The organism is Streptomyces lusitanus (assembly GCF_042647945.1).
Lineage (GTDB): Bacteria > Actinomycetota > Actinomycetes > Streptomycetales > Streptomycetaceae > Streptomyces > Streptomyces pseudogriseolus.
This window is the reverse complement of sequence record NZ_JBHRWL010000005.1, coordinates 67,491-79,844: the sequence shown is the minus strand read 5'-3', so window position 1 is coordinate 79,844 and position 12,354 is coordinate 67,491. Positions and strand designations below refer to the sequence as shown.

Here is a 12,354-nt window from a genome sequence, read left to right as displayed (position 1 = left end):
GTCTCTCAGGCGCCCTTGTCCTGCCCGGCGCCCTTGTCCTGCCCGGCGGCCGTGTCCTGCCCGGCGGCTTCCTCCTCGGCCGCCTTCCGCTGCTCGGCGGCCTCCCGCTCGGCGGCCGCGACCAGCTCCTTGCACCGCTCGACGTCCCGCCCCATCTGCACGAGCAGATCGTCCAGCGTGTCGAACTTCGCCTGGCCGCGCACGAACGCCAGGAAGTCCACGGCGACGTGCAGCCCGTACAGGTCGAGGCCGACGCGGTCGACGGCGTACGCCTCGACGGTCCGCTCGGTGCCGTCGAACTGCGGGTTGGTGCCGACGGAGATCGCCGCGGGCATCGCCTCGCCCTGCGCGTGCAGCCAGCCCGCGTACACCCCGTCGGCGGGGATCGCGGTGTGCGGGAGCGTCTCGACGTTGGCCGTGGGGAAGCCGAGGTCGCGGCCGCGCTGGGCGCCGCGGACGACGATGCCCTCCACGCGGTGCGGGCGGCCCAGGATCTCGGCGGCGCCCTCGACCTGGCCCTCGGCGACCAGCCGGCGGGTGAGCGTGGAGGAGAACGGCTCGCCGCCGCCCGCCTCACCGGACACGTACAGGTCGACGACCTCGACCTCGAAGTCGTGCACCTCGCCCTGCTCGGCGAGGAACGCCACGGTGCCCGCGGCCTTGTGGCCGAAGCGGAAGTTGGGGCCCTCGACGACGGCCCTGGCGTGCAGCTTGTCGACCAGCACCTTGACCACGAAGTCGGCCGGCGACAGCTTGGAGAACTCGGTGGTGAAGGGCAGGACCAGCACCGCGTCCACGCCCAGCTCGGCCATGAGTTCCGCGCGCCGGTGGTGCGGGGCGAGCAGCGGCGGGTGGCTGCCGGGGCGGACCACCTCGCTGGGGTGCGGGTCGAAGGTGACGACGACCGCGGGGAGGCCGAGCGCGCGGGCGCGGTCCACGGCGTGCCGGATGATCAGCTGGTGGCCGCGGTGCACTCCGTCGTAGGAGCCGATGGTGACGACGCTGCGCCCCCAGTCGTGGGGGATGTCCTCCAAGCCACGCCAGCGCTGCACTGTGACTGCTCCTTGTCGAAACCTTATTCGGACGAACCCGAGTCCGTGGACTTCTCTGCGCAGCTCTAAGAGTGCCATGCCGGGTGCGCCCGGCTCGCATCGGCATGGGGACTGTGTGACGACGCGCACGCGCCAGGTGGTCCTCAGACGGGGACGGCCGCGCCCGTCAGCTCGTCGATCACCGCCCGGGTGGCGGGTCCGACGAGCGGTCCCCACACGTGCGGGGCGTCCGCGAGCCAGCCGGCCACGGCCGCCGCCAGGCCCGGCACCCGGCGGACCAGCTCGGCGAGGGTGCGGTCGAGGCGGACGGCGCCCTCGGGGGTGCGGACCAGCAGCAGTGCCGTGCGGTGCACAAGCACCCGCAGCTCGGGTCCGGTGGCGCGGGCGGCGGCGCACAGCACCGCGTCCAGCACGCCGGGGTCGCTCTCCCGGGCGAGCAGCGTGTCGAGCAGGCCGCGGCGCAGAGGCCGGGAGGCGGAGGTGCCGGGCGCGGCGAGGACACCGGCGAGGGCCGACCGCAGGGGTTGCGGGCCGCCGTCGAGCAGTTCGGTGAGGAGCAGGCGCAGCACCGCGCGGGCGGCGGGGCCGTACTCGAGGCGGCGGTCGGCGTACCCGGCGACGCATCCGGTCAGCTCGGGCCGCAGGGCCGCCGCGTCCCGGACGAGGGCGGCGACCGGCCGGGCCAGGGCGGGCGTGGTGGCGTCGGCGAGGGCGCGGAAGGTGCCGTCCGGGTCCGTGCCCTGGGTGAGCCGGGTGCGGAAGGCGTCGAGGACGGGTTCCGTGTGGGTGGTCAGGGCGTCGGTGAGCGCGCCCGGCGGGAAGTGCGGGTCGCCGGCCGCGAAGCGCTCCAGGGCGCGGGCCAGGTGACGGTCCCTGCTGTCCGGGTCGCGGACCAGGAGGGCGAGGGCGCCGCCGTGCAGCTCGCGGTCGGCGCTGCGCACCAGGACGGCGAGGGCGGCGTACCGCAGCAGGGTGCGGTCGCCGAGGTCGCGGGCGTACGGCGCGACGCGCAGGCCGTGGGTGACGGCCGCGGCCCGGCGGGCGGGGCGCGGGTCCTCGGCCCAGCGGTCGACGGCCCGGCACAGCGCGCCGGGCTCCTCCTCGGCGAGGACGGCGAGCAGTTCGTCGGCCCGCCGGTGCGGGCTGTCGACGAGCGCCTCGGTCAGCGCGTCGGGCGCGGCGTGGCGGTGGGTGTGCAGCAGGGCCTGCGCGGCGGTCGCCACGGTGGCGTGCGGGGTGGCCGGCAGGGGCCGCTCGTCGTCGAACCAGCGGATCAGGTACGGCAGGACGGTCGCGGGGTCGGCGGTGAGCAGTCCGGCGACGGCGTCGAGGAAGCGGGGGCCGCTCTCGCACGGGGGCCCGTCGGCGAGCACCAGGCGGCGCAGCAGGGCGCAGCGGGCCTCCACGGGCAGCCGCAGCCGGGTCCAGAAGGCGGGGCCCAGCTCGGGCGGGACGGGCCGCCGCTGCTCCCGCCAGGCCACGACGCGGTCGGCGAGCAGCCGCAGCACGTCCGTGTACGGGCCCGCGTCGGGGACGCGGGTGAGGGCGCCGGTGAGCAGGCGGGAGGCCCACCAGGAGCCGGGGTCGGCGTCCAGGGCGTGGGTCAGGTCCGCCAGGCGGGTCGAGAGCCGGGCGGGGCCGTGCCGGCGGGCGAGGCACAGCAGGGCCTCGACGACGGGGCCGATGCGGTGGCGCGGCACGGGGTCGGGATCGGCGGCGGGGGCGTGCACCAGGGTGTGCAGGGCGCCGTCCAGGTCGAGGTGGGCGCCCTGGAGCCAGTCGGCGAGCTCCTGGTACCCGAACCGGTAGGCGTCCCCGGCCGGGACGAGCAGCCCTTCGGCGAGCACGGCGTCCGCCCACCCGGGGGCCGCTGTGTCACCGGGGGGCGTGCCGCCGGGCCCGTCCGGCACGGCGTCCGCCCATCCGGAGGCAGTGCCGCGCGGTGCCACACCGCCAGGTCTCTCGGGCACGGCGTGCGCCCGCCCGACGACCCAACCGCCCGAAGCCACACCACCGACCCCGTCCGACACGGCGTCCGCCCATCCGACGGCCGAACGACCCGAAGCCGTAGCGCCGGGCGCCTCCAGGGCGGTGCCCGGTCCGGACGCGGGGAACAGTTCCTCGAACGACGCGCGGTCCAGCGCCCCGTCCTCCGTGCCGAGGCAGCGGCGGGCCGCCTCGTGCGCCTTCCCGGCGGCCCGGGCGGCCAGTCGGCGTACGGCGGTGCCGCGGGCGCCGAGCCCTCCGGCGAGGCGCTGGGCGATCCGCAGGCAGGTCAGGTCCAGGTGGGCGGCGAAGACGTCGTCGCGGTCGACGGGACCGTCGGGCGGCGCCGCGGCGACGTCGGAGCGGACTTCGGCGAGCAGCCGCAGGGTCAGCGGGTGGGCCGCGTCGGCGTCGATGACGGCGCCCTCGGGGATGCCGTACCGCGCGCGGGCCTCGCGGGCCTCGTCGGCGGTGAGGTCGCCGAGGACCACGCACGGCGGGAGGCCGTCGGGGCCGGTGTCGGCGGGCTGGTGGAGGGCGTCGGGCAGGCCGGTCTCCTCCCAGTGCTCGGCGCCGCAGGACACCACGAGGCGGGTGCCCGTGGCGCGCAGCCGGCGCGCGGTCTCCTCGGTCCACGCGGCGCGGCGCCGGTGCAGGCCGGGCGGCGCCTGCTCGGGGTCGTCGAGGAGCAGCAGCAGGGGGCGGCCGGCGGTGCGGGCGAGCGCGGCGAGACGCTCGAACGTGAGGTCGCCGGGGTCCTGCGGCGGGAACGGCAGACGGGCGGTCACGTCGGCGGCGGCCCGCTCCAGGGCGCGGCGTGCGGCGTCGGCGACCGAGGTGTCGTCCTCGCGCAGGTCGGCCCCGCGCAGCCACAGGGTGGGCAGGCCCTCGCGGTGGCGGCGGGCGGCGAGGGCGGCGAGTTCGGTGCTGCGGCCGCTGCCGGGCGGCCCGACGAGGCCGAGCACGGGGGCGTCGCCCCGCTCGAAGGCGTACAACTCGGCGCGGGGGGCGGTTCTTTCGACCGGTGCCACGGCCTGCCGCGGGGCGTGGCGGGCCACCGAGGCGGCGGTGAGCCCGACCAGTCCCGCGAGGTTGAGGTCGGTGCCGTACGCGGGGACCGTGGCCGCGTTCTCCATCAGCAGCGCGGCGAGGGCGGGGACAGTGGGGCGCAGGGGGACGGCGAAGCCGACGTCGGAGGCGGCGGTGCGCAGCGCGGTGCCGAGGACGCCGACGACGGTGCCGGTGGCGGGGTCGAGCACGGGGCCGCCGGCCGCCCCGCCGCCGAGCCGCAGCGCGTCCCGGCCGGCGGTGCCGACGGCCAGCTCCAGGGCGCCGGGGACCTGGTGGGCGCGGTCGGTGGCGGTGTACGTGACCGTGGTCGTGCCCAGGACGCGTGCCTCGCGCCAGCCTCCGGCGGGGATCCGCACGTACGCGCCGGTCGCCACGGTGTCCCGCGACGTGACCGGGAGAGGGGCGACGCCGAGGTCGCCGCCGCGCACCAGGGCCAGGCCGAGGGCGGGCAGGGGGGTGACGGCGTCGGCGGTCACGATGCTGTGGCGGCCCTCCGCGCCGTGCAGCACGAGGCGGGGCAGGCCGTCGACGGCCTCGTGGCTGGTGATCACGGTGCCGTGGCGGTCGGCCACGAAGCCGGTGCCGCGGGGGCGGCCGGCCAGGTCGTGGAGTGCGATCAGTCCGGGGTCCGCGGTGGGTCCCGGGGCCGGGGCGGGGGGCGCGGCTGACCCCGCGGCCGGTCCGGGGAGTGCGGGGTCCGCCGTCGGACGGAAACGCTCGAGGGCGTGCCCCGGGGGGTCGAGCGACGGCATCTTGGGGCCTCCTGCCGTGCCGTACCTGGTGCTTTGACCGTGACCTTAGGGCGGTGATGATCAGCAGCGCAGGGCGGTGCGGGAACGCGCCCCCTTCCGCTCCCCCGGTTCACTCCGAGCGCCCGCACGTGAGGGTGAACAGGGAGGGGCTGAGGGATGGATGCTGGGGGTGGGGGAACCGAGGGGGCCGTGGGGGGGCGCGGAGCCGTCCCCGTGCCGCGCCGCTCCACGGAGGGCCTCCGGCGGTTGTGCGGCAGGGGGGCCGGTGCGCGCCCTGGGGAGTTCGCCCCCGCCGCCCCTTCCCGTCCTCCCGTCCCGTCCCTGGGGGCTGCGCCCCCAGACCCCCCATCGGCCCTTCGAGACTCGTCCTCAAACGCCGGACGGGCTCAGAGCGCGAACACCGCCACGCTCTTCGCCTTCCCCCGCTGCTCCTCCACCAGCGCCAGAAGCCGTCCCTCCGGGCCGAAGACCGCCACCGGGCCCCGGCCCGCGTACTCCTCCGGGATCTCCAGGCGCACGCCGTTGGTGAGCAGCTTGGCTCGGCGGTCGTCGACGTCCCAGCGGGGGAACGCGGCCGCCGCGGCCTCGGCGATCGGCATGACCGTCAGCTTCTCCTGGAGCTCGTCCAGGGTCTTCGCCGCGTCCAGCCGGTACGGCCCGACGCGGGTGCGGCGCAGCGCGGTCAGATGGCCGCCGACGCCCAGTCCCGCGCCCAGGTCGCGGGCGAGGGCGCGGATGTAGGTGCCGGAGGAGCAGACGACGGAGACGACCAGGTCGAGGACCGGTGTGCCGTCCTCGGCGACGGCCTCGCGGACGTCGTACACGGAGAACGACGAGACGGTGACCGGGCGGGCGGGGATGTCGAAGTCCTCGCCCTCCCGTGCGCGCTTGTAGGAGCGCACCCCGTTGATCTTGATGGCGCTGACCTTGGACGGGACCTGCATGATGTCGCCGGTCAGGGCGGCGATCCCCGCGTCGACGGCCTCGCGGGTGACCCGTGAGGCGTCGGTGGAGGCGGTGATCTCCCCCTCGGCGTCGTCGGTGACGGTGGTCTGGCCGAGCCGGATCGTGCCGAGGTACTCCTTCTCGGTCAGCGCCAGATGGCCGAGGAGCTTGGTCGCCCGCTCGACGCCGAGGACGAGGACGCCCGTCGCCATCGGGTCGAGGGTGCCGGCGTGGCCCACGCGCCGGGTGCGGGCGATGCCGCGCATCTTGGCGACCACGTCGTGCGAAGTGAAGCCCGACGGCTTGTCGACGATGACAAGGCCGTCGGGCGTGGTGTGCTTCTGGGTCATTCGGCGGTGTCGTCCGTCTCGTCGTCTTCCGGCTTGCGGTACGGGTCGGCTCCGCCGGCGTACGTGGCGCCCGCGGACGCCTCGCGCACCTTGGCGTCGGACTGGCGCGCCTTGTCGAGGAGGTCCTCGATGGTGCGCGCGGTGTCCGGCAGGGCGTCCATGACGAAGGTCAGGGTGGGGGTGAACTTCACGCCCGCCGCCCGGCCCACCTCGGAGCGCAGCACGCCCTTGGCGGACTCCAGGCCGGCCGCGGCCGCCTTCCGCTCCTCGTCGTCCCCGTACACCGTGTAGAAGACGGTCGCCTCCCTGAGGTCACCGGTGACCCGGGTGTCCGTGATGGTGACGTGCGAGCCGAGCCGCGGGTCCTTGATCCCGCGCTGCAGCTTCTGGGCCACCACCTCTCGGATGAGGTCCGCCAGCCTCTTGGCACGCGCGTTGTCGGCCACTGGTCCGTCTCCTTAAGTGCTTAACGTCTTGCTTCAGTCTTCGTCGCTGTGGAGCCTGCGTCGAACCGAGAGCAGGTCCACCTCGGGCCGCGCCGCGACCAGCCGCTCGCAGCGGTCGAGGATGTCGGTGAGGTGGTCCCATTCCCCGGAGACCACCGCGAGACCGATCTCGGCCCGGCGGTGCAGGTTCTGGTTCCCGGTCTCCGCCACGCTGACCGCGTACTTCCGCTGCAGTTCGGCGACGATCGGACGGACGACGGAGCGCTTCTCCTTGAGCGAGTGGACGTCGCCGAGGAGCAGGTCGAAGGACAGAGTCCCCACATACATGTGTGCATCCGGATGACCCGCCGGTTCGGGATCAGGGACCTCCCCGGCCCGGACGGAGCCGGTGTCCCGGGGAAGGGCGCCGCAGCGGCGCCGGTACGGGAACCGTACACGCAACGGCCGGGGCCGATCGACGGAAATACGCTTCCGCCGACCGGCCCCGATCGCGTGCTGCTGCGGTCAGACGCGCGGCTTCTCGCGCATCTCGTACGTCGCGATGACGTCGTCGACCTTGATGTCGTTGAAGTTTCCGAGGTTGATACCGCCCTCGAAGCCTTCGCGGATCTCGGTGACGTCGTCCTTGAAGCGACGCAGACCCTCGATGTTGAGGTTCTCCGCGACCACCTTGCCGTCGCGGATGAGGCGCGCCTTGGTGTTCCGCTTGACCTCGCCGGAGCGGATGATGACACCCGCGATGTTGCCCAGCTTGGACGACTTGAAGACCTCGCGGATCTCCGCCGTGCCGAGCTCGACCTCCTCGTACTCCGGCTTGAGCATGCCCTTGAGGGCCGCCTCGATCTCCTCGATCGCCTGGTAGATGACCGAGTAGTACCGGACGTCCACACCCTCGCGCTCGGCCATCTGCTGCGCACGCCCGGCGGCGCGCACGTTGAAGCCGATCACGATGGCGTCGGAGCCCATCGCCAGGTCGATGTCGGACTCCGTGACCGCACCGACGCCGCGGTGCAGGACGCGGATGTCGACCTCTTCGCCGACGTCCAGCTGGAGCAGCGAGGACTCGAGGGCCTCCACCGATCCGGACGCGTCACCCTTGATGATCAGGTTCAGCTGCTGGACCTCGCCGGCCTTGAGCACCTTGTCCAGGTCCTCCAGCGACACACGGCGCGTGCGCTTGGCGAACGCGGCGTTGCGCTCACGGGCGGCGCGCTTCTCCGCGATCTGACGGGCCGTACGGTCCTCGTCCACCACGATGAAGTTGTCGCCCGCACCCGGGACGTTGGTCAGGCCCAGGACCTGGACCGGCGTCGAGGGTCCGGCCTCGGCGACGTTGTTGCCGTTGTCGTCGAGCATGGCGCGCACGCGGCCGTAGGCGTCGCCCACCACCATCGTGTCGCCGACCCGCAGGGTGCCTCGCTGGACGAGGACGGTCGCCACGGCGCCGCGGCCGCGGTCGAGCCGGGACTCGATCGAGATGCCCTGCGCGTCCTGGGACGGGTTGGCCCGCAGGTCGAGCGAGGCGTCCGCGGTGAGGATGACGGCCTCGAGGAGGCTGTCGATGTGCAGACCCTGCTTGGCGGAGATGTCGACGAACATGGTGTCGCCGCCGTACTCCTCGGCCACCAGGCCGTACTCGGTCAGCTGACCGCGCACCTTGGTCGGGTCGGCACCCTCGACGTCGATCTTGTTGACCGCGACGACGATCGGGACCTCGGCGGCCTTGGCGTGGTTGAGCGCCTCGACCGTCTGCGGCATGACGCCGTCGTTGGCCGCGACGACCAGGATCGCGATGTCGGTCGACTTCGCACCACGGGCACGCATGGCGGTGAACGCCTCGTGACCCGGGGTGTCGATGAAGGTGATCTTGCGATCCTCTTCGTTGACCTCGGTCGTGACCTGGTAGGCACCGATGTGCTGGGTGATGCCGCCGGCCTCGCCCGCGATGACGTTCGTCTTGCGGATGGCGTCGAGGAGGCGGGTCTTGCCGTGGTCGACGTGACCCATGACGGTGACGACCGGCGGACGGACCACCAGGTCCTCCTCGTCGCCCTCGTCCTCGCCGAACTCCAGGTCGAAGGACTCGAGCAGCTCGCGGTCCTCCTCCTCCGGGCTGACGATCTGAACGGTGTAGTTCATCTCGTCCGCGAGGAGCTGGAGCGTCTCGTCGGAGACGGACTGGGTCGCGGTGACCATCTCGCCGAGGTTCATCATGACCGCGACGAGCGACGCCGGGTTGGCGTTGATCTTCTCCGCGAAGTCGGTGAGCGACGCACCGCGCGACAGGCGAATGGTCTCGCCGTTGCCGCGAGGCAGCATCACGCCGCCGACCGACGGGGCCTGCATGGCCTCGTACTCCTGGCGCCTCTGCCGCTTCGACTTACGGCCGCGACGCGCGGGACCGCCGGGACGGCCGAAGGCGCCCTGCGTGCCACCACGGCCACCGGGACCGCCGGGACGGCCGCCGAAGCCGGGACGGCCACCGCCGCCGCCGAAGCCGCCGCCACCCGGACGGCCGGCGAAACCGCCGCCGCCACCGGGACGACCGGCACCGCCACCGCCGCCGGGACGGCCGGCGAAGCCGCCGCCACCGGGACGACCGCCGCCGCCGGGACGACCCGCACCGCCCGGACCACGGCCGCCGGGGCCGGGACGCGGGCCGGCAGCGGGACGCTGCGGCATCATGCCGGGGTTCGGACGCGGACCGCCGGGACCGCCGGGGCCGCCGCCGGGACGGGGACCGCCCTGCGGACGCGGCATGCCGCCCGGAGTGGGACGCGCACCGCCCGGAGCCTGCGGACGGGGACCGCCGCCCTGGCCGGGGGCCTGGGGACGGGGACCCGCGCCGGGGGCGCCGGGACCGGGACGCTGGCCCTGCGGGCGCGGAGCCTGCGGACGGGCCATGCCGGTGGAGCCACCGGAGGTGAACGGGTTGTTGCCGGGGCGCGGACCGGCCGGGCGGGCGCCCGGACGCGGCGCACCGCCGCCGGGACGCTGGCCCTGGCCTGCCGGACGGCCCTGGCCGCCCTGGCCCTGACCGGGACCGGCGGGACGGCCGCCGGGCTTGGGAGCACCGGGACGCGCGCCGGGCCGGGGACCGGACGGAGCCGGAGCCGCCGCCGCGGGCGGGGCCTGGAACTCCGGAGCGGCCGGCGCCGGACGCGGCGCGGGGCGCGGGCCCGGGGTCGGACGCTGACCGGAGGGGGCCGGCGCGGGCGCCGACGGAGCCGCCGGCGGCTGGGCCGCGGCGGGCTTGGCCGCGGCCGGCGGCTTGGGCGCAGCCGGACGTGCCGCCTGCGCCGGGGAAGGCGCGGCGGGCCTGGGGGCCGCCTTCTTGGGCGCGCCGGGCTTCGCGGCGGACTTGCCGTTGCCCCCGCCCTGCTGGAAGGCGTCTGTCAGCTTGCGTACTACGGGCGCTTCGATGGTCGAAGACGCCGAACGGACGAATTCACCGAGTTCCTGGAGCTTGGCCATGACGACCTTGCTCTCCACACCGAACTCCTTGGCGAGTTCGTAGACCCGGACCTTAGCCACTTCGCTCCTTTGAGGTCCGGGTTGCGTCCGGACCGTCGCTAGTTCATGGGCGTACTCATCGCGTACTCATCGAGTGCTCATCGCAATCTCGACCTGCTTTCGACTCGCGAGGTACCAGGCCGCACGGGGGTTTCCGTACGGCAAGTTCTTACCGTGTCGCCTGTCCAGCGGACATGTCAGCCGCTGATCGGCAACCTTGTGCCTGCTCGACGTAGTGGCGCAACGCCTTTACGTCGAGCGGTCCCGGGACGCGGAACGCCCGCGGGAACGCCCTGCGGCGCACCGCCTGGTCGAGACAAGCCGGTACGGGATGCACATACGCACCCCGGCCGGGCAGCGTACCGCGTGGATCCGGGACGCACGCGTCCTCGATCACCACGATCCGCAGCAGCTCGCCCTTGACCGCTCGCTCGCGGCACCCCACGCAAGTGCGTTCGGGGCGCGCGCCAGCCTGTGTCCGGCCAGACACTCCTCAGTCTACCTCCCCGGACCGACCTCACCCCTCCGGGGCAAGAATCGAACACCGCCACGACCAAAGCTGTCGTGATCTCAGCGAATCGCGGCCTGGATCTATTCCCCGGCCTGTTCCGTGTCCGGCCGGATGTCGATCCTCCAGCCGGTCAGCCGGGCGGCCAGACGGGCGTTCTGCCCCTCCTTGCCGATGGCGAGCGACAGCTGGTAGTCCGGCACGGTGACCCGCGCGGACCGGGCCGCCAGGTCGACGATGTCCACCTTGGAGACGCGGGCCGGGGACAGGGCGTTCGCCACCATGTCCGCCGGGTCGTCGGACCAGTCGACGATGTCGATCTTCTCGCCGTTCAGCTCCGCCATGACGTTGCGCACACGGCCGCCCATGGGGCCGATGCAGGCGCCCTTGGCGTTCAGCCCGGAGCGGGTGGAGCGCACGGCGATCTTGGTGCGGTGACCCGCCTCACGGGCGATCGCGGCGATCTCCACGGAGCCGTCGGCGATCTCCGGCACCTCGAGGGCGAACAGCTTCTTCACCAGATTGGGGTGGGTGCGCGAAAGAGTGACGGACGGACCGCGCACACCCTTGGCCACCCGGACGACGTACGAGCGCAGGCGCGTGCCGTGCGGGTAGGTCTCACCGGGGACCTGCTCCTGCACCGGCAGGATGGCCTCCAGCTTGCCGATGTCCACCAGCACGTTCTTCGGGTCGCGGCCCTGCTGGACCACGCCGGTGACGATGTCGCCCTCACGTCCCGCGTACTCGCCGAGCGTCGCGTCGTCCTCGGCGTCGCGCAGGCGCTGCAGGATGACCTGCTTGGCCGTGGTGGCGGCGATACGGCCGAAACCGGACGGGGTGTCGTCGAACTCGCGGGGCTCCTGGCCCTCCTCGAGGTCCTCCGGGTCCTCCTTCGCCCACACGGTCACATGCCCGGTCTCCCGGTTGAGCTCCACGCGCGCGTGCCGGCGGCTTCCCTCGGTGCGGTGGTAGGCGATGAGGAGGGCCGACTCGATCGCCTCGACCAGCAGGTCGAAGGAGATCTCCTTCTCCCGTACCAAGCCCCGCAGGGCGCTCATGTCGATGTCCACGGCTACGCCTCCTCTTCCTTCTTGTTGTTGTTCTCGGACGCGTCGTCCTTGCGGTTGAACTCGACCTGGACACGCGCCCTGGCGATGTCGTCGAAGGCGAGTCGGCGCGCGGTGGCCTTGCGGCCCTTGACGCCGGGCACCTCGAGGTCGAGGCCCTCGTCGTCGGCCGCGAGGATGCGGGCGACCAGCTCGCCTCCCTCGGCGAGCTGGAACCGCACCAGGCGGCCGGTGGCGCGCACGTAATGACGGTGCTCGGTCAGCGGGCGCTCCGCGCCGGGGGTGCCGACCTCGAGGGTGTACTCCGCGCTGCCCATCGCGTCGGTCTCGTCGAGCTTCGCCGAGAGCGCGCGGCTCACATCGGCGATCCGGTCGAGGTCGGCCCCGGTGTCGGAGTCGACGACGACGCGCAGCACACGCCTGCGGCCGACCGTGTCCACGGCGATCTCCTCGAGATCCAGGCCCTGGGAGCTGACGAGCGGCTCCAGAAGTTCTCGAAGCCTCTCGCTCTGGGTGGTGCTCATCCGGGTGACTCCTCGGCCGCGTGTGCTGTTGTGGGTCGGTGCGCGTGTCTGCACAAAGGGTATCCGGTCGCAGGGGGTGTTGCCGTCCACCCCGGCCCGTCCACCCGGTCGGCGAGGTGCCGCTGAGGGGCGCCGGGCGG

9 protein-coding genes are annotated in these 12,354 nt (G+C 74.0%); all 9 read right to left on the bottom strand.

Annotated elements, in window-relative coordinates; all coding sequences use genetic code 11:
- Positions 1-5 precede the first annotated feature (5 nt).
- Positions 6-1,052 carry a bifunctional riboflavin kinase/FAD synthetase gene (locus ACFOSY_RS09505; RefSeq protein WP_394306303.1) on the bottom strand — a complete coding sequence of 349 codons (1,047 nt, stop codon included), beginning with the start codon at positions 1,050-1,052 and terminating at the stop codon, positions 6-8.
- 143 nt (positions 1,053-1,195) lie between these two features.
- Complete coding sequence (locus ACFOSY_RS09500) at positions 1,196-4,861, bottom strand: trypsin-like peptidase domain-containing protein (protein ID WP_394306302.1); 3,666 nt, start codon at positions 4,859-4,861, stop codon at positions 1,196-1,198.
- Between the two features lie 386 nt (positions 4,862-5,247).
- On the bottom strand, positions 5,248-6,156 hold the full coding sequence (gene truB, locus ACFOSY_RS09495; RefSeq protein WP_394306301.1) for a tRNA pseudouridine(55) synthase TruB: 909 nt from the start codon (positions 6,154-6,156) through the stop codon (positions 5,248-5,250).
- Positions 6,153-6,602, bottom strand: coding sequence for a 30S ribosome-binding factor RbfA (gene rbfA / locus ACFOSY_RS09490; protein WP_006130372.1), 450 nt, complete (start codon positions 6,600-6,602; stop codon positions 6,153-6,155). The genes truB and rbfA overlap by 4 nt, the downstream gene beginning before the upstream one ends.
- 33 nt (positions 6,603-6,635) lie before the next feature.
- On the bottom strand, positions 6,636-6,929 hold the full coding sequence (locus tag ACFOSY_RS09485) for a DUF503 domain-containing protein (protein ID WP_394306300.1): 294 nt from the start codon (positions 6,927-6,929) through the stop codon (positions 6,636-6,638).
- Positions 6,930-7,106: 177 nt separating this feature from the next.
- Positions 7,107-10,136: a translation initiation factor IF-2 gene (infB, locus tag ACFOSY_RS09480; protein WP_394306299.1), complete on the bottom strand. Its 3,030-nt coding sequence runs from the start codon at positions 10,134-10,136 to the stop codon at positions 7,107-7,109.
- A 148-nt stretch (positions 10,137-10,284) separates the two neighbouring features.
- On the bottom strand, positions 10,285-10,605 hold the full coding sequence (locus tag ACFOSY_RS09475; protein ID WP_394306298.1) for a YlxR family protein: 321 nt from the start codon (positions 10,603-10,605) through the stop codon (positions 10,285-10,287).
- A 101-nt stretch (positions 10,606-10,706) separates the two neighbouring features.
- On the bottom strand, positions 10,707-11,693 hold the full coding sequence (gene nusA / locus ACFOSY_RS09470) for a transcription termination factor NusA (protein WP_006133676.1): 987 nt from the start codon (positions 11,691-11,693) through the stop codon (positions 10,707-10,709).
- A gap of 2 nt (positions 11,694-11,695) precedes the next feature.
- On the bottom strand, positions 11,696-12,214 hold the full coding sequence (rimP, locus tag ACFOSY_RS09465; RefSeq protein ID WP_394306297.1) for a ribosome maturation factor RimP: 519 nt from the start codon (positions 12,212-12,214) through the stop codon (positions 11,696-11,698).
- Between the last annotated feature and the right edge of the window lie 140 nt (positions 12,215-12,354).

Excerpts from the sequence above, each read along its gene's own strand:
- rimP (WP_394306297.1), bottom strand. The coding sequence starts at position 12,214 with ATGAGCACCACCCAGAGCGAGAGGCTTCGAGAACTTCTGGAGCCGCTC.
- ACFOSY_RS09485 (WP_394306300.1), bottom strand. The coding sequence starts at position 6,929 with ATGTATGTGGGGACTCTGTCCTTCGACCTGCTCCTCGGCGACGTCCAC.
- ACFOSY_RS09500 (WP_394306302.1), bottom strand. The coding sequence starts at position 4,861 with ATGCCGTCGCTCGACCCCCCGGGGCACGCCCTCGAGCGTTTCCGTCCG.
- truB (WP_394306301.1), bottom strand. The coding sequence starts at position 6,156 with ATGACCCAGAAGCACACCACGCCCGACGGCCTTGTCATCGTCGACAAG.